At 59.7% G+C, this 16,339-nt stretch carries 17 protein-coding genes and 1 riboswitch; of the genes, 12 read left to right on the top strand and 5 right to left on the bottom strand.

The window, feature by feature from the left end:
- Positions 1-15: 15 nt before the first annotated feature.
- Positions 16-561, top strand: coding sequence for a DUF2058 domain-containing protein (locus CJU81_RS17295; RefSeq protein WP_019827734.1), 546 nt, complete (start codon positions 16-18; stop codon positions 559-561).
- A 126-nt stretch (positions 562-687) separates the two neighbouring features.
- Here the strand turns inward: CJU81_RS17295 and CJU81_RS17290 are convergent, their stop codons facing one another.
- The 4 genes from CJU81_RS17290 to purM form a co-directional block, all read right to left on the bottom strand.
- Positions 688-870 carry a hypothetical protein gene (locus tag CJU81_RS17290; protein WP_016779856.1) on the bottom strand — a complete coding sequence of 61 codons (183 nt, stop codon included), beginning with the start codon at positions 868-870 and terminating at the stop codon, positions 688-690.
- A 263-nt stretch (positions 871-1,133) separates the two neighbouring features.
- Positions 1,134-1,847: a DUF3108 domain-containing protein gene (locus tag CJU81_RS17285; protein WP_095037600.1), complete on the bottom strand. Its 714-nt coding sequence runs from the start codon at positions 1,845-1,847 to the stop codon at positions 1,134-1,136.
- 8 nt (positions 1,848-1,855) lie between these two features.
- Positions 1,856-2,506, bottom strand: a complete 651-nt coding sequence (gene purN, locus CJU81_RS17280) for a phosphoribosylglycinamide formyltransferase (RefSeq protein WP_095030553.1) — start codon at positions 2,504-2,506, stop codon at positions 1,856-1,858.
- On the bottom strand, positions 2,506-3,564 hold the full coding sequence (purM, locus tag CJU81_RS17275) for a phosphoribosylformylglycinamidine cyclo-ligase (protein WP_016779859.1): 1,059 nt from the start codon (positions 3,562-3,564) through the stop codon (positions 2,506-2,508). The genes purN and purM overlap by 1 nt, the downstream gene beginning before the upstream one ends.
- 383 nt (positions 3,565-3,947) lie before the next feature.
- Here purM and CJU81_RS17270 point away from each other — a divergent pair, with 383 nt between their 5' ends.
- The 5 genes from CJU81_RS17270 (at position 3,948) to CJU81_RS17250 (ending at position 8,556) form a co-directional block, all read left to right on the top strand.
- Positions 3,948-4,982, top strand: coding sequence for a DUF2066 domain-containing protein (locus CJU81_RS17270; RefSeq protein WP_095037599.1), 1,035 nt, complete (start codon positions 3,948-3,950; stop codon positions 4,980-4,982).
- Positions 4,983-5,017: 35 nt separating this feature from the next.
- Positions 5,018-6,091, top strand: coding sequence for an AI-2E family transporter (locus CJU81_RS17265; protein ID WP_095037598.1), 1,074 nt, complete (start codon positions 5,018-5,020; stop codon positions 6,089-6,091).
- Positions 6,092-6,315: 224 nt separating this feature from the next.
- On the top strand, positions 6,316-7,020 hold the full coding sequence (hda, locus tag CJU81_RS17260) for a DnaA regulatory inactivator Hda (RefSeq protein ID WP_016779862.1): 705 nt from the start codon (positions 6,316-6,318) through the stop codon (positions 7,018-7,020).
- Between the two features lie 224 nt (positions 7,021-7,244).
- Positions 7,245-7,871, top strand: a complete 627-nt coding sequence (locus CJU81_RS17255) for a C40 family peptidase (RefSeq protein WP_095003080.1) — start codon at positions 7,245-7,247, stop codon at positions 7,869-7,871.
- Between the two features lie 145 nt (positions 7,872-8,016).
- Positions 8,017-8,556, top strand: a complete 540-nt coding sequence (locus CJU81_RS17250) for a C40 family peptidase (RefSeq protein ID WP_095037597.1) — start codon at positions 8,017-8,019, stop codon at positions 8,554-8,556.
- A 66-nt stretch (positions 8,557-8,622) separates the two neighbouring features.
- On the opposite strand, the gene CJU81_RS17245 is transcribed toward CJU81_RS17250, so the two are convergent.
- Positions 8,623-9,930, bottom strand: coding sequence for a PQQ-dependent sugar dehydrogenase (locus CJU81_RS17245; RefSeq protein ID WP_095037596.1), 1,308 nt, complete (start codon positions 9,928-9,930; stop codon positions 8,623-8,625).
- A 122-nt stretch (positions 9,931-10,052) separates the two neighbouring features.
- Positions 10,053-10,294, top strand: a riboswitch (cobalamin riboswitch).
- Between the two features lie 81 nt (positions 10,295-10,375).
- Between CJU81_RS17245 and cobO the strand changes: the two genes are divergently transcribed.
- The 6 genes from cobO to CJU81_RS17215 are packed head-to-tail and all read left to right on the top strand — an operon-like array spanning position 10,376 to position 16,296.
- Positions 10,376-10,987, top strand: coding sequence for a cob(I)yrinic acid a,c-diamide adenosyltransferase (gene cobO / locus CJU81_RS17240; protein WP_095037595.1), 612 nt, complete (start codon positions 10,376-10,378; stop codon positions 10,985-10,987).
- 10 nt (positions 10,988-10,997) lie between these two features.
- Complete coding sequence (locus CJU81_RS17235) at positions 10,998-12,311, top strand: cobyrinate a,c-diamide synthase (RefSeq protein ID WP_095037594.1); 1,314 nt, start codon at positions 10,998-11,000, stop codon at positions 12,309-12,311.
- Positions 12,308-12,958, top strand: coding sequence for a 5,6-dimethylbenzimidazole synthase (bluB, locus tag CJU81_RS17230; RefSeq protein WP_095030560.1), 651 nt, complete (start codon positions 12,308-12,310; stop codon positions 12,956-12,958). The genes CJU81_RS17235 and bluB overlap by 4 nt, the downstream gene beginning before the upstream one ends.
- On the top strand, positions 12,955-13,863 hold the full coding sequence (gene cbiB / locus CJU81_RS17225) for an adenosylcobinamide-phosphate synthase CbiB (protein WP_095037593.1): 909 nt from the start codon (positions 12,955-12,957) through the stop codon (positions 13,861-13,863). The genes bluB and cbiB overlap by 4 nt, the downstream gene beginning before the upstream one ends.
- Entirely contained in the window at positions 13,856-14,848 is a 993-nt protein-coding gene (gene cobD, locus CJU81_RS17220) for a threonine-phosphate decarboxylase CobD (RefSeq protein WP_095037592.1), read from the top strand. The genes cbiB and cobD overlap by 8 nt, the downstream gene beginning before the upstream one ends.
- Positions 14,845-16,296: a cobyric acid synthase gene (locus CJU81_RS17215; protein WP_095037591.1), complete on the top strand. Its 1,452-nt coding sequence runs from the start codon at positions 14,845-14,847 to the stop codon at positions 16,294-16,296. Before cobD ends, CJU81_RS17215 begins: the two co-directional genes overlap by 4 nt.
- Positions 16,297-16,339: the final 43 nt, after the last annotated feature.

Below are 16,339 nucleotides of genomic sequence, written 5' to 3'. Positions count from 1 at the left end.
TAAGTGAGTAAGTAGATGAGCATTTCCCTACGCGACCAGTTGCTCAAAGCCGGACTGGTCAACGAGAAGCAGGCCAAGCAGGCCGGCAAAGAAAAACAGAAGCAGCAGCGTCTGGCCCACAAGGGGCAGATCGAGCTGGATGACACCCAGCAGCGTCTGGCTGCCGAAGCCAAGGCCGAGAAGGTCAAGCGCGACCAGGAGCTGAACCGTCAGCAGCAGGAGAAGGTCGAGCAAAAAGCCCGTGCTGCGCAGATCAAGCAATTGATCGAAGTGTCGCGTCTGCCCAAGCTGACCACTGAGGACTACTACAACTTCGTTGATGACAAAAAGGTCAAGCGCCTGTCGGTCAACACATTGATGCGCAACAAGCTGGCCAATGGCTCGCTGGCGATCGTGCAGCACCAGGGTGGCTACGAAGTCATCCCGCGTGAAGCTGCGCTGAAGATCCAGGAGCGCGATCCGCGCCGGATTGTGCAGTTGAACATCCTGGTCGAGCCGAAAACCCCGGAAGAAGACGATCCGTACGCGGCCTATCAGATTCCTGATGACCTGATGTGGTAACCGCGTCCTCCTTGTAATGGTGTGATCTGTAGTCGCTGCCGAGGCACGCAGGCTGCGAGCTCTTGGGGGAAGTTGTATGGCCCCTCGCAGCCTGCGTACCTCGGCAGCGACTACAGTTTCTGTCAATCAGGCCTGGCGTTTCTGCGCTTCCAGCTTTTCCAGCTCAGCCTTGTAGCTGTGAGCGTCGCTCTCGCGGTGGAACATGCCAACCAGTATGTCTTCTTGATGCACATCCCACAGGTGAACACCATGGGCTACCAGCTGGTGGAACATACGTGAATCGTCGCGCTCAGTTACTTTGATAGTCATCTGCTTGCTCCAAATTCTGATGAGGGCCTGCGGCAAGGCGTCGCAGGACTTCTTTATAGAATTTGTTAGCTTCCTAAGTAAATAGCTGATTGTCGCGCTGTCATCTTGTTAAAAAGTCCAAAACCCTGCAGCCCTTGAAAACCGGGGTGTTTACGGATCTGGCTGATAGTTTTATGACAAAAGTTTCATGTTTTTAGGGCTCAAAACCAAAAAAACCTCGCCGAAGCGAGGTTTTTTGAGGCTGGCTGCTAAAGGCGTGTCGCTTAGTTGCCCTTGACCGGTTTGCCATCCACCGTGCCGTCCAGCAGCATGATGTTGTATTCCTTGCCGTCTTTTTCGACCTGACGCAGCTTGACCAGCAGCGAACCCCAGTTCTTGGCGAACCACATTTCGGTGATGCGCTTGTTCTGTGTTGGATCGCGTACGCGCTCAACCTTGATCGCGTCGACCTTGCCTGCCTTGGTTTCAACCACTTCAGGGCCGATCACGCGGAAGTCATAGGTGTCCACGTCGTTACCATCAACGACCTGATAGCTCATGGACTTCTTTCCGGTTTCTACGTCACGCTGCAGTGCCAGCTGATAGGTAGACTTGTCGAGCATGCCGCTGAGCAAAGGCACTTTGACTGCGTCGCCCTGATCAGTGCCGGTGACCATTTTGGCCGCCCAGTCGAAATCAAGATCGATCTTTTTCGCTTTGCCCAGGCCGCCACGTTCAAAGTGGTAGGTGAGCGGGATCAGCGTGTTTTTCTCGATCTTGAGGGTGCTTTCTTCGTTCAGGCTGGCCACCAGCATCGATGCCTTGAAGTTCAAGGTCCAGATGCCATTGTCGCTCTTGGTCAGGCTGCGCTCGGCTGAACCGCTCATGGGCAACTGTTTCCAGTCGGCGGTGTAGCTGGCCTTGAAAGGCTGAAGATCGGCCGCTTGGACTGCTGGTATAGCCAGCAGGCTAAGGGCAAGAAGCAGGGCACGACGCATAAGTTCTCCTAGGTTCGTATCAAGTGGCCGCTGGCCGCAAGTAATTGACCGTCCAATAATGCGCCTTGCTCGTCAAGTGACAAGCGACCTTCGGCAAACCAGCGCACTGCAAGCGGATAAATCCGGTGTTCCTGGGCGTGAACCCGTTGCGCCAGACTGTGCGGCGAGTCATCGGACTCTACCGGTATCACTGCCTGTACGACCAGAGGCCCGCCATCGAGTTCCTCGGTCACAAAGTGAACGCTGCAGCCGTGTTCGCCATCGCCCGCTTCCAGCGCCCGTTGATGCGTGTGCAAGCCTTTGTATTTGGGCAACAGCGAAGGGTGGATATTGAGCAGGCGACCCTGATAGTGACGCACGAAATCTGCGCTGAGGATGCGCATGAAGCCGGCCAGAACCACCAGTTGCGGTTTGAATTCGTCGATGACTTCGATCAGTGCAGCATCGAAGGCCTCGCGGCCCTCGAATGCCTTGTGATCCAGTACGCGGGTATCGATACCCGCGTCTTTGGCGCGTTGCAGGCCGTAGGCATCAGCGCGGTTGGAGATCACCGCGCGGATTGTTGCCGGGCTGGCCTTGACGTCATCGCTGTCGATCAAGGCCTGCAAGTTGCTGCCGGTGCCGGAAAGCAGCACCACTACATCACAGGTATCAGGCATTAGTGCGCCTTGATGTTTTGCAGCTCAACTTGCGCAGCGCCTTCAGCGGCGGTTGCGATCTGGCCGATAACCCAAGGCTGCTCGCCCGCTTCACGCAGTACGTTCAGCGCGGTTTCAACGTCGGCCTGAGCCACGCAGATCACCATGCCCACACCGCAGTTCAGCACGCGGTGCATTTCGTGCTCGTCCACGTTGCCTTTTTCTTGCAGCCAGTCGAAGACGGCAGGGCGCTGCCAGCTGGCAACGTCAACCACCGCTTGTGCACCTTTTGGCAGCACGCGCGGGATGTTGTCGAGCAGGCCGCCACCGGTGATGTGGGCCATGGCCTTGACCACGCCGGTTTCCTTGATCAGCTTGAGCAGCGGCTTGACGTAGATGCGGGTCGGCGCCATCAGCAGGTCGGTCAGTGGCTTGCCGTCGAGCTGGATGTTTTCGATGTCGGCACCCGACACTTCGATGATCTTGCGGATCAGCGAGTAGCCGTTGGAGTGCGGGCCCGAGGACGGCAAGGCGAGCAGGGCATCACCGGCAGCTACCTTGGAGCCGTCGATGATTTCGGATTTTTCTACAACGCCAACGCAGAAGCCGGCCAGGTCGTAGTCTTCGCCTTCGTACATGCCTGGCATTTCAGCGGTTTCGCCGCCAACCAGCGAGCAACCGGACAGTTCGCAGCCAGCGCCGATACCGGTAACCACTTGGGTTGCGGTTTCAACGTTGAGCTTGCCGGTGGCGTAGTAGTCAAGGAAGAACAGAGGCTCGGCGCCGCATACGATCAGGTCATTGACGCACATGGCAACCAGGTCGATACCGATGCTGTCGTGCTTGTTCAGGTTCAGGGCCAGGCGCAGCTTGGTGCCGACGCCGTCAGTGCCGGAAACCAGAACAGGCTGCTTGTAGCCAGCCGGAATTTCGCAGAGGGCGCCAAAACCGCCGAGGCCGCCCATCACTTCCGGGCGTGCAGTGCGCTTGGCCACGCTCTTGATGCGTTCGACCAATGCTTCACCGGCGTCGATGTCTACACCGGCGTCTTTGTAGCTCAGGGATGGTTGCTTGCTCATAATCCAGGCCTTTAGGGGGGGTTCGGGGGTATCGACCGAGTTCAGGGGGCAGGCTTGCCAGTGCTCTTTGAGTGCTGCAGAGCATTTGCACGGTGCCCGGCTGTTGCCGGTCTGCGAAGGCGCGCGATTTTATCAGGCTTGAAGGGCAGCGGCCATCCTCGGGCCGACAGGCAGGGTTATATCTGTCGAAAAAAACCTTTTTTAGTCGTACTTGGGTCCGGGCGCGGGCCTGTATAAGGTATAGCCAATATGTTTTGAGTTTTTATGACCGCGTGAAAACGCGATTCAGACGTGAATGATTTGGCTGTGGCCGTGTCTGAAGTCTGTTCGAGTGTTTTTATGGCGTCCTTAATCAGGCTGCTTTTTGTCATCGGGAATCTTTCATGCGTCTTAGCCAATTTTTAGCTGTCGGCTGTTTATCTTTTTTTAGCCTGGCCAGTCATGCCGAAATTCTGACGGGTCTGTATCAGGTGCGCGAGCCGGTCGCCAGCCAGTCGCCGGATGAGCGTACCCAGGCCACGCAAAAAGCCCTGGAGACCCTGGTGCTGCGTTTGACCGGGGATGCCAAGGCGCTGCAAAGCCCCGGGCTTGAGGCGATTCGCAAGGACCCGCAGCAAATCATCAGCCGGTTTGGCTATGACGCCGGCCCGCCGGAAAGCCTGCAGGTCGATTTCGATCCGGTCAGCACTGATCGCGCCTTGCGCCAGGCTGGTTTGTCACTGTGGGGCAGCAATCGTCCAGCGTTGCTCGGCTGGTGGCTGAATGACTCGGTCGAGGGTTCGAGTCTGGTCGGCGATGGTCAGTCCGTGGCCGAACCTTTGCGTCGCGCAGCGCAGCATCGTGGCTTGCCATTGCGCTTGCCGCTGGCAGATTTGAGTGAACAACTGGTAGGTACGGCGGAAAACCTTGAGGGCAGCAACCCTGCTCCATTGAAGGACGCTTCCGAGCGTTACGGGGCTGATGCCCTGCTGGCCGTGCATGCCCGTGAAGATGATGGCAAGTGGACTGCAACGTGGCGCCTGTGGGTCGGTGACCAGCAGGAGCAGGGCAGCGCTCAGGCACCGGATCAGGCAGCCCTGGCAGATGCCGTGATGTTGGCCGTGAGCGAGCGTCTGGCCCCACGTTATGCGGTCAAACCGGGGGTGTCCTCGGAGCAGTTGCTGGAGGTGCAGGGCATGACGCTGCAGCGCTACGCCCAGTTGGGGCACTTACTTGAGCCGTTTGGCGCGCAACTTAAGCGTGTCGACGGTGATCGTATTGTGTATCAGGTGAACGGCAGCGCCGAGCAGTTGCGTTCGCAACTGGGGCTGGCGCAGTTGCAGGAAGTACCGGCGGAGCAGGTCTCCGCCGTGACTGATGCAGGACAAGCGCCTGGCGTTGCTGCTGCACCGGCCGCACAGTTGCGGTTCCGCTGGTAGGTTGATGTCTTCTTTATATAAGGATGGGGTGGCTCATGGCTGATTCGCGACGGTGGGTGTGGTGGGGCGTGGCGCTGGGGTTCGCCCTTTTTGTGTATTTCCTGCATCCGATACTCACGCCTTTTCTGGTCGCAATCGTCCTGGCCTATATGTTCGACCCTGTGGTCGACCGGCTGGAAAGGTTCGGGCTTTCAAGAACCTGGGGCGTGGTTGCGGTCTTTACCGTGTTCACTGTCATTTTGATGACATTGTTGCTGGTGCTGGTACCGCTGCTGGCCAAGCAGCTGTTGAAGCTCTATCAGTTGGCACCGCAGATACTCGACTGGTTGCAGCACACGGCAATGCCGTGGGTGCAGGCCAAGTTCGGTTTGAGTGACAGTTTCTGGAAGTTCGACAAGATCAAGGCAGCGATCACCGAGCATATGGGGCAGGCCACTGACATTGTCGGAATTGTCTTGTCCCAGGCGACGGCATCCAGCCTGGCTTTGATCGGATTCCTTGCCAATCTGGTGCTGATTCCGGTGGTGGCGTTCTACCTGTTGCGTGACTGGAACATCATGATGGCCAAGATTCGCGGCTTGTTGCCACGGGCCCGGGCAGATCAGATCGTGTCGCTGGCCAAGGAGTGTCACGACGTGCTCGGCGCGTTTGTGCGCGGGCAGTTGCTGGTGATGCTGGCGCTGGGGGTGATCTACTCGGCGGGCCTGATGCTGGTCGGCCTTGAGCTGGGGCTGTTGATCGGCCTGATGGCGGGTGTGGCGGCCATCGTGCCGTATATGGGCTTTATTGTCGGTATCGGTGCGGCGTTGGTCGCCGGTTTGTTCCAGTTTGGCGGGGATCTGTACCCGATGCTCGGCATCGTGGCGGTATTTATGGTCGGTCAGGCGCTGGAGGGGACGGTGCTTACACCCTTGCTGGTGGGTGACAAGATCGGTATGCACCCGGTGGCGGTGATCTTCGCGATTCTGGCCGGCGGTGAGCTGTTCGGCTTTACCGGTGTGTTGCTGGCGCTGCCGGTGGCGGCGGTGATCATGGTGCTGGTACGTCATGTGCAGGATATGTACAAGGATTCCCAGGTCTATAAAGGCAGTGAAGACCCGCAGCTGTAGGTCGGGTGCTGTGACGGGGCGGGGTCGTCGCGAGGCGATCCCGCCTTTTTTGTGCAGACGAGGCCGCTTGCAGTCGTGATAAAAAGCCCAATCAATCCAAGACCTTAACGCAAACCTTTGATTTTGCTCGTGGTCTGTTACATTGTGTGCCCGGCGACACGGGTATAAACTTTTCAAACCTTACACAGAGGCCACTAACGGTTCGTTTGAACTGTTCAGTCAGCATGAAACCGATTCAGCTGCCCCTAGGTGTGCGTCTGCGTGATGACGCTACCTTCATAAATTACTATCCAGGCGCCAATGCCGCTGCACTCGGCTATGTCGAACGTCTGTGCGAAGCCGACGCCGGCTGGACCGAAAGCCTGATTTACCTGTGGGGCAAGCATGGCGTGGGGCGTACGCATCTGCTGCAGGCCGCTTGCCTGCGTTTTGAGCAGATGGGCGAGCCGGCGGTTTATCTGCCTCTGGCCGAGTTGCTGGATCGCGGCATTGAAATCCTCGATAACCTTGAGCAGTACGAACTGGTCTGCCTGGATGACCTTCAGGCCGTAGCCGGGCGTGCTGACTGGGAAGAGGCGCTGTTCCACCTGTTCAATCGGTTGCGTGACAGTGGTAGGCGCCTGCTGATTGCAGCTTCTACCTCGCCCCGTGAATTGCCGATCAAGCTGGCGGACCTCAAGTCCCGGCTAACCATGGCGCTGGTTTTCCAGATGCGCCCCCTGTCTGATGAAGACAAACTGCGTGCCCTGCAACTGCGTGCATCACGCCGTGGCCTGCACCTGACCGACGAAGTCGGGCATTTCATTCTCACGCGCGGCACCCGTAGCATGAGTGCATTGTTTGATTTGCTCGAGCGGCTTGATCAGGCGTCCTTGCAGGCGCAGCGCAAGTTGACCATTCCCTTTCTAAAAGAAACCCTGGGCTGGTAACTTCCCCTTTTAAAACAGCGGTCTGCAGCCTTTTTGGCGGTTTTCAGGCGCCAGAAATCCTGCGCGGCCCAAGGGCTGTTTACGCAAAATCTATCGTCAAGGGTGTAAAGCCTTAGATGTCACGACAAAACCCTCAAGTCACATTTAGATCGATTGAATTTGCAAATGAGGATCATAGAAGGCATAGTCGCGGCTACTTTTTCTAATAAGCCACGGTCGTGCCCATGCTAAAGCGCTTCGCACCCCTCGTGCCCCTCGCACTCGTTACCCTGTTGTTTGGTTGCGCTGCCCACACGCCAGTGTCGCAGCAAGTAGTCCAGGCTCAGGTTCAAAAGTCATCTTCGGTCTCGCAAACTTCCGCTCTTTATCAGGAAGAACTGGCAACCGAAAAAGAACTGGCTGAGTTTTCTGCCAACAGCAAGCCTTACGAATTGCCAGCTCTGGCTGACAGCATTCTTGAGCGCGGCATGTCCTTGATCGGTACCCGTTACCGTTTTGGCGGCACCTCTGAAGCTGGCTTCGATTGCAGCGGCTTTATCGGCTATCTGTTCAAGGAAGAAGCCGGCATGCAATTGCCGCGTTCGACCCGTGAAATGATCAACGTTAAAGCACCGCTGGTCGCACGAAATAATTTGAAACCAGGTGATCTGCTGTTCTTCAGCACCAATGGTCGTGGCCGTGTGAGCCATGCCGGGATTTACCTGGGTGATGACCAGTTTATTCACTCCAGCAGCCGCCGCAGCGGTGGTGTGCGGATTGATAACCTGGGTGACAGCTACTGGAGCAAGACCTTTATTGAAGCCAAGCGCGCCCTGGCGATGGCTCCTGCGAGCGTAGTCGCCCGCAAGTAAAGTTAATGTCTTACTTGAAGTTTGGCTGCTAAGAGCTAGAATTCAGTCGCATTGTTAAATTCCTGAAGCCGCGAGGGTCCTCCCTGTCGCGGCTTTGGGTTTCGCGGCCTGAGTTGCCGTATCCAGAATCAGGAACATTCTGTTTATGTCGACCATGGCCCGCGTTGCTCTCCTCACCTTAGCAGCACTGCTCAGTGCCTGCGCCAGCCGCACCCCGCCAGCTCCTGTGGCGCAAAAGCCGGTCGTATTTATTAGCCACCCCGAAGAAACTTCGCCGATCGCCGCAGACGTACTGTTTCGCGCCCTGGGGCTGGTCGGCACGCCTTATCGTTGGGGCGGCAACACCCCGGACTCAGGCTTTGATTGCAGTGGCCTGATCAAGTACGTGTACAACGACGCTGCGGGCATTTCGTTGCCGCGCACCACGCGCGAGATGATCGTGATGCAGGCGCAGAACATCGGCCAGGACAAGCTGCAAACCGGTGACCTGCTGTTCTTTGCCACCAATGGTGGCTCTCAGGTCAGCCACGCCGGTATTTACGTAGGCGAAGGTCGCTTTGTACATGCGCCGGCCACGGGCGGTACGGTCAAGCTGGACAGCCTGAACAAGGCCTACTGGCAAAAAGCCTATTTGAATGCCAAGCGGGTGCTGCCGAACGAGCAGCATCTGGCACGGTTGCCGTAAGGCAAGAGCCCCTCACCGCAAGCCTCTGCGTAGGGAGAGGGTGAGGGCGGCTCTTGATTAGAAGGCCTATTTTCCCGACACCCGCCAAACCTTGTTGCCTACATCATCAGCCACCAACAAATCCCCCTGCTTGTCGATCACCACGCCCACCGGCCGGCCCATGGCTTTTTCGTCGGCGTTGAGAAAGCCGGTCAGCACGTCGATCGGCATGCCCGCAGGTTTACCGGCCGCAAAGGGCACGAAAATCACTTTGTAACCACTGTGCGGCTTGCGGTTCCAGGAACCGTGCTGGCCGATAAAGGCGCCTTCAGCAAAGCCTGGTAATGTGCTGCCGTCGGCAAAGCTCAAGCCCAGAGACGCAGTGTGTGGCCCAACGGCGTAATCCGGGGCAATGGCTTTGGCTACCAGTTCGGGGTTTTGCGGGTTGACCCGCACATCCACATGCTGGCCGTAATAGCTGTAGGGCCATCCATAGAAGCCGCCATCCTGTACTGATGTGATGTAGTCGGGTACCAGATCACTGCCGATTTCGTCACGCTCATTAACCGCCGTCCAAAGCTTGCCGGTGGTGGGCTCCCAGTCCATACCATTAGGGTTGCGCAGTCCCGACGCAAAAATACGGTGGCTGCCGGTGGCGGGGTCGACTTCCCAGATCGCCGCGCGACCTTGCTCCTTGTCCATTCCGTTTTCGCCCACATTGCTGTTGGAGCCGACAGTTACATACAACTTGCTGCCGTCCTTGCTGGCGATCACGTTTTTGGTCCAGTGATGATTCAGCGGCCCGCCCGGCAGGTCGACGACTTTGACCGGTTTGGCGCTGATGTGGTTTTCGCCCGCCTGATAGGGGAAGCGCAACAGCTTGTCGGCGTCAGCAACATACAGATCGTTACCCACCAGGGTCATACCAAAGGGCGAGTTCAGATTCTCGATAAACGCCGTGCGGGTTTCGGCCACGCCGTCGTGGTCGGTATCGCGCAGTAAGGTAATCCGGTTCGCGCTAGGTACACCGGCCCCGGCGCGGGCCATCACCTTGTCCGCGATCCAGCCCTTGATGCCCTTGCTGTCATCCGGTTTGGCCGGTGCGTTGGTTTCTGCCACCAGCACATCGCCATTGGGCAAGACATAGAGCCAGCGCGGATGGTCGAGGTCTTCGGCGAAGGCTGTCACCTTCAGGCTCTGGGCGGCGGTGGGTGTGGCGCCATTGGCCCAGCCGATCGCCGGGGCGATATTGACGGTGGGGATCAGCGTCTTGTTGGGTTCAGGCAGTTTCGGCGAAGGCCCGGTGCCGTCCACCACTTGCAGGGTTGAACTCTCGCCGCAGGCAGCCAGCCCGGCCGCAAGTACGATAACAACAGCGTGCTGGGGCTTGAGCATGTGATTCTCCATAAGGTCTTGTCTGGTAGTAGAGAAGCGTAGCTGTTTAAAGGTTCAGCCCGGGCGCCGGATATAGCCTTTTGGCGCCAGCTTTAATTGACGCTCCACCCCCAACCCTCTAACCTTCGCGGCTTGTTTCAGGTGCTCTGTGGCCATTGGTCGACAGAGTGAAACAGGGAAGCCGGTGAGGGCGTGTTGGACCCACACAACTGCCACGATCCCGGCGCTGCCCCCGCAACGGTAAACGAGTCAAAGTCACGCTCAGTGCCACTGTGTTTTGCACGGGAAGGCGCGTGGTCAAGGGTGCTCCGTACAGAGCCGCCCGCTTGTGAGCCCGGAGACCGGCCTGATCCATCCACCACTCTCGCGGCGGGCGATGCAGTGTGTTTTTCAAGAATTCCCCCCGCCTCCCGTTTGCATCATCGAGCCCCAACGGAGAGCTGCCATGAACGAATCCCCCGAACGCGACGAACGCCATCAGGCGCGCATGCTGCGCAAAAAAGCCATCATGGATGAGCGCATTGCCAGCTCGCCCAATGAGTGCGGGCTGCTGCTGGTATTGACCGGCAATGGCAAAGGCAAGAGCAGCTCCGCTTTTGGCATGCTGGCCCGGGCCATGGGCCACGGTATGCAGTGCGGTGTGGTGCAGTTCATCAAGGGCCGCAACAGCACCGGCGAAGAGCTGTTTTTCCGCCGCTTCCCCGAGCAGGTGCGTTACCACGTGATGGGCGAAGGCTTTACCTGGGAAACTCAGGACCGTCAGCGCGATATCGCTGCCGCCGAAGCAGCGTGGGAAGTGTCCCGCGAGATGCTGCGCGACCCGTCCATTGGTTTGGTGGTGCTGGATGAGCTGAACATCGCGCTCAAGCACGGCTACCTCGACCTGGAGCAGGTGCTCGCCGACCTGCAAGCCCGCCCGCCCATGCAGCATGTGCTGGTCACCGGCCGTGGCGCCAAACCTGAACTGATTGATCTGGCTGATACCGTGACTGAAATGGCGGTGGTCAAACACGCTTTCCAGGCCGGGATCAAAGCCCAGAAAGGCATCGAATTGTGAGTGTTGAAGTATGAGAGCGTCACGTCATTGTCCGGCGGTTTTGATCGCCGCGCCGGCTTCCGGTCAGGGCAAGACCACAGTTACGGCTGCTTTGGCCCGGTTGCATCGCAATCAGGGGCGCAAGGTGCGGGTGTTCAAGTGCGGTCCGGACTTTCTCGACCCCATGATCCTGGAGCGCGCCAGCGGGGCGCCGGTGTATCAGGTGGACTTGTGGATGGTGGGCGCCGAGGAAAGTCGTCGCCTGCTGTGGGAAGCCGCCGGTGAGGCGGATCTGATTTTGATTGAAGGTGTGATGGGGCTGTTTGACGGCACCCCTTCCAGCGCCGATCTGGCGCGGCATTTTGGCGTGCCGGTCCTGGGTGTGATTGATGGCACTGCCATGGCGCAGACCTTTGGTGCGTTAGCCCTGGGGCTGGCGCGGTATCAGCCGGACTTGCCTTTTGCCGGGGTGCTGGCCAATCGGGTTGGCACCGTGCGCCATGCACAGTTGCTCGAAGGCAGCCTGACCGAAGGCTTGCGTTGGTACGGCGCGCTGTCCCGCGAAACCGGCATCGAACTGCCAAGCCGTCATCTGGGACTGGTGCAGGCCAGCGAGCTGAATGACCTGGATGCACGTCTGGATGCCGCAGCCAATGCCTTGGCCAGCACCTGTGAGGTAGCGCTGCCACCGCCGGTTGAGTTCGCTGCGCCTGAGCCGGTGGCCGTCGAGCCGCTGCTGGCAGGTGTGCGAATTGCCGTGGCCCGCGACGAAGCTTTTGCCTTCACTTATGGCGCCAGCCTCGCGTTATTACGTGAGATGGGCGCCGAGCTGGTGTTTTTCTCGCCGATCCGTGACAGCCAGTTACCTGAAGCGCACAGCCTGTATTTGCCTGGCGGTTACCCTGAGTTGCATCACCTTGAGCTGTCGCGCAACGCGCCGATGCTTGCGGCAATTCGCGCGCACCACGGTGCCGGCAAACCACTGCTGGCCGAGTGCGGCGGCATGCTTTACCTGCTCGATGCCCTGACCGATGTTGACGGTCAGCGCGCCGAACTGGTGGGGCTGCTGGCAGGGGAGGCGACGATGCAAAAGCGTCTGGCAGCCCTGGCGCTGCAAGCCGTGGACATGCCTGAAGGGCTGTTGCGCGGGCACACTTACCATCATTCGCTGACCAGCACCGCGCTTGAGCCCATCGCTCGCGGCCTGAGCCCCAATGGCGGGCGCGGCGCCGAAGCGGTGTATCGCGAAGGGCGGATGACCGCTTCTTATGTGCACTTTTACTTCCCGTCCAATCCTCAGGCCATTGCCGCGTTGTTTGCGCCAAGTGCTGTGAAGGTGCCATGAGCGATAACGCATTTAGCCCGCAAGAACGCGCAGCCGTGTACCGCGCGATCGCTGAGCGCCGTGATATGCGTCACTTCAGTGGTGGCAGTGTGGCACCCGAGTTGTTGTCGCGTTTGCTGGAAGCGGCGCACCAGGCCCCGAGTGTGGGGCTGATGCAGCCGTGGCGGTTTATCCGCATCACTGACCGCGAGCTGCGCGGCAAGATTCAGGGCCTGGTGGAAGAAGAGCGGGTACGCACTGCGGATGCCCTGGGCCAGCGCTCCGATGAATTCATGACGCTTAAGGTCGAAGGCATCAATGACTGCGCCGAGGTGCTGGTGGCAGCCTTGATGGATGACCGCGAAAAGCACATTTTTGGTCGACGTACGCTGCCGGAAATGGATATGGCGTCCTTGTCCTGTGCCATTCAAAACCTGTGGCTGGCCGCCCGCGTCGAAGGGCTGGGCATGGGCTGGGTATCATTGTTCGAACCGCAGGCACTGGCTGATCTGCTGGGGTTGCCTGCAGGGGCCAAGCCGCTCGCGGTGCTGTGCCTGGGCCCGGTCGAGGCGTTTTATCCGGCGCCGATGCTGGTGCTGGAAGGGTGGGCGCAAGCGCGTCCGCTCAGTGAACTGGTGTATGAGAATTATTGGGGAGTGAGTCCATGAGTGTGGCGTTGCTGTGCGTCGCCGGGGTGGCGCTGGATGCGTTGCTCGGCGAGCCCAAGCGCTGGCATCCGCTGGTTGCCTTTGGCCGTATGGCCGAGCGTATTGAGCAGCGTTTCAATTCCGGCGGCCGTGGCTGGCGCAGTCATGGCGTCACGGCCTGGGTGCTGGCGGTGTTGCCGCTGACGATCCTGGCCACTGCGCTGTCATGGTTGCCCTATATCGGCTGGCTGGTGGACATTGTGGCGCTGTATTGCGCACTGGGCATGCGCAGCCTGGGTGAGCACGTGCAACCGGTAGCCGAGGCATTGCGCGCCAATAACCTGGATGAGGCGCGCACGCGGGTTGGCTATCTGGTCAGCCGTCAGACCAGCGAGCTGGATTCTACTGAAGTGGCCCGCGCCGCCACCGAGTCGGTGCTGGAAAACGGCAGCGATGCGGTATTTGCCGCGATTTTCTGGTTTGTGGTGGCCGGTGCGCCGGGCGTAGTGCTCTATCGTTTGAGTAATACCCTGGACGCGATGTGGGGCTATCGCAACGAGCGCTTTGAACGTTTTGGCTGGGCTGCAGCGCGGATCGACGATGTTCTTAACTATATTCCTGCAAGGCTGGTTGCGTTGACCTACGCCGTTTTGGGTAAAACCCGACTGGCCTTGAAGTGCTGGCGCAAACAGGCCCCGTTGTGGGACAGCCCCAATGCCGGCCCGGTTATGGCCGCGGGAGCCGGGGCGCTGGGCGTCGAGCTGGGCGGCCCGGCGATTTACCACGGCGAACTGCATGAACGCCCGCAATTGGGCGAAGGTGCGCCGGCGGACGCCGACTCGATCGGCCGTGGCTGGCAACTGGTGCAGCGTGGGGTGTGGTTGTGGCTACTGGTTCTGTGTGTGTGGAGTGAATTCTATGCTTGAGCACGGCGGACGTTTACGTAAGGCGGCGTTGCACTATGGCATTGGCGAAGCGGACTGGCTGGATCTGTCCACCGGTCTGGCGCCATGGCCGTTTGCTATTCCAGAGGTGCCCGAGCGCGCTTGGGCACGCTTGCCTGAAACCGATGATGGCCTTGAGCAAGCAGCGTGCGCCTATTACGGCGCGCTGAATGTGCTGGCGGTGCCAGGCTCGCAATGCGCCATTCAATTGCTGCCGCGTTTGCGTCGCAGTGGCAAGGTTGGCGTGCTGTCGCCGTGTTACGCCGAGCATGCCCATGCGTGGCGCAGCAACGGGCATATCGTGCGTGAAATCCTGGAGCAGGAAATCGACTTCTACATCGACACGCTGGACGTGCTGGTGGTGGTCAACCCCAACAACCCCACGGGCTTGAGCTTGACCCCGGAACGCTTGCTGGAGTGGCATGCAAGGCTGGCTCAGCGCGGCGGCTGGCTGGTGGTGGACGAAGCCTTTATGGACAACACCCCCGAGCTGAGCCTGGCCGCGCATACCCAGCGTTGCGGGTTGATCGTTTTGCGCTCTTTCGGCAAGTTTTTTGGCCTGGCAGGCGTTCGGCTGGGCTTTGTGCTGGCCGAACTCAAGTTGCTCAAGCTGCTGGCCGAACAAGTCGGTCCCTGGGCGGTCAGCGGGCCGACGCGGGTTGTTGGCCAGGCCTGCCTGCTCGACACCCGGGGCCACGCCCTTCAGCGCGAGCGCAGTGAGCTGGCCAGCGGGCGCCTGGAGCGTCTGCTGGGCTTGCATGATCTGCCGCCGCAAGGCGGCTGTGCGTTGTTCCAGTGGCTGATCACACCCCATGCCGAGCGGCTTTACGAATTTATGGCGCACCGCGGCATTTTGCTGCGCCTGTTTACCCACAACAGCAGCGTGCGTTTTGGCCTGCCCGCCGATGAGGCCGACTGGCAGCGCCTGGAGCTGGCGCTGGCGGCGTACACCAAGGAAACCACATGAGTACGTTGATGGTGCAGGGCACCACATCCGATGCCGGTAAAAGCACCCTGGTGACGGCCCTGTGCCGCTGGCTGACCCGTCAGGGCGTGGCGGTGGTGCCGTTCAAACCGCAAAACATGGCGCTCAACAGTGCCGTCACTGCCGAAGGCGGTGAAATCGGTCGCGCCCAGGCCGTTCAGGCGCAGGCAGCCGGGCTGGCGCCGCACACGGACATGAATCCGGTGCTGCTCAAGCCCAACAGTGACACCGGTGCCCAGGTGATCATCCATGGTCGTGCCGTTACCAGCATGAATGCAGTGGCGTATCACGATTACAAGGCCATCGCCATGCAGGCAGTCCTGGCCTCGCACCAGCGCTTGAGCGCCGCGTACCCGGTGGTGATGGTCGAGGGCGCAGGCTCGCCGGCCGAGATCAATCTGCGCGCCGGTGATATCGCCAACATGGGCTTTGCCGAAGCGGTGGACTGCCCGGTGGTGCTGATTGCCGATATCAACCGGGGCGGGGTGTTTGCTCATCTGGTGGGTACTCTGGAGTTGCTGTCCGAGACCGAACAGGCGCGGGTCAAGGGCTTTATCATCAACCGTTTTCGCGGTGACATCGCCTTGCTTCAGCCGGGTCTTGACTGGCTTGAGCAGCGCACCGGCAAGCCGGTGATCGGCGTATTGCCGTATGTGATGGACTTGCACCTGGAGGCCGAAGACGGCATCGATCAGCGCCAGACCGACAAGGCCGACCGGGTGCTCAAAGTGGTGGTGCCGGTGTTGCCGCGTATCAGCAACCACACCGACTTCGACCCGCTGCGCCTGCACCCGCAGGTCGACTTGCAGTTCGTTGGCCCGGGGCAGGCGATCCCGCCCGCCGACCTGATCATTCTACCCGGCTCCAAAAGCGTACGCAGTGATCTGGCCTATCTGCGCGCCAATGGCTGGGACACGGCCATCAGCCGGCACTTGCGCTATGGCGGCAAGCTATTGGGGATTTGCGGCGGTTTGCAGATGCTTGGCGAACAGGTCCACGACCCGTTGGGCCTGGAAGGCGCTGCGGGCAGCAGCGCCGGGTTGGGCTTGCTGGCCTTCAGCACCGAGCTGGCTGCCGAAAAGCAGTTGCGCAACGTGCGTGGGCATCTGGCCCTGGAAAACGCCGTAGTCTCGGGTTACGAAATCCACGCGGGCGTGACATCGGGTGCGGCGCTGGAACAGCCAGCGGTATATCTGGATGACGGTCGCTGCGACGGTGCGCAAAGCGCTGACGGGCAGATTTTTGGCACATACCTGCACGGCCTGTTCGAATCACCTGCCGCATGCAGCGCGATGCTGCGCTGGGCCGGTTTGCAGGATGTACAGGCCGTGGACTACCACGCCCTGCGCGAGCGGGATATCGAACGGCTGGCCGATCTGGTGGAAAATCACCTGGACACCGTTTATTTACGCGAGCTGTGCGGCATTTGAATCTTGTGGGAGCGAGCCTGCTCGCGAACAATGCCACTTCGCG

The organism is Pseudomonas fragi (genome assembly GCF_002269505.1).
Lineage (GTDB): Bacteria > Pseudomonadota > Gammaproteobacteria > Pseudomonadales > Pseudomonadaceae > Aquipseudomonas > Aquipseudomonas fragi_D.
The sequence above is the reverse complement of the archived record's forward strand: the minus strand, read 5'-3'. Positions and strand labels throughout refer to the sequence as shown.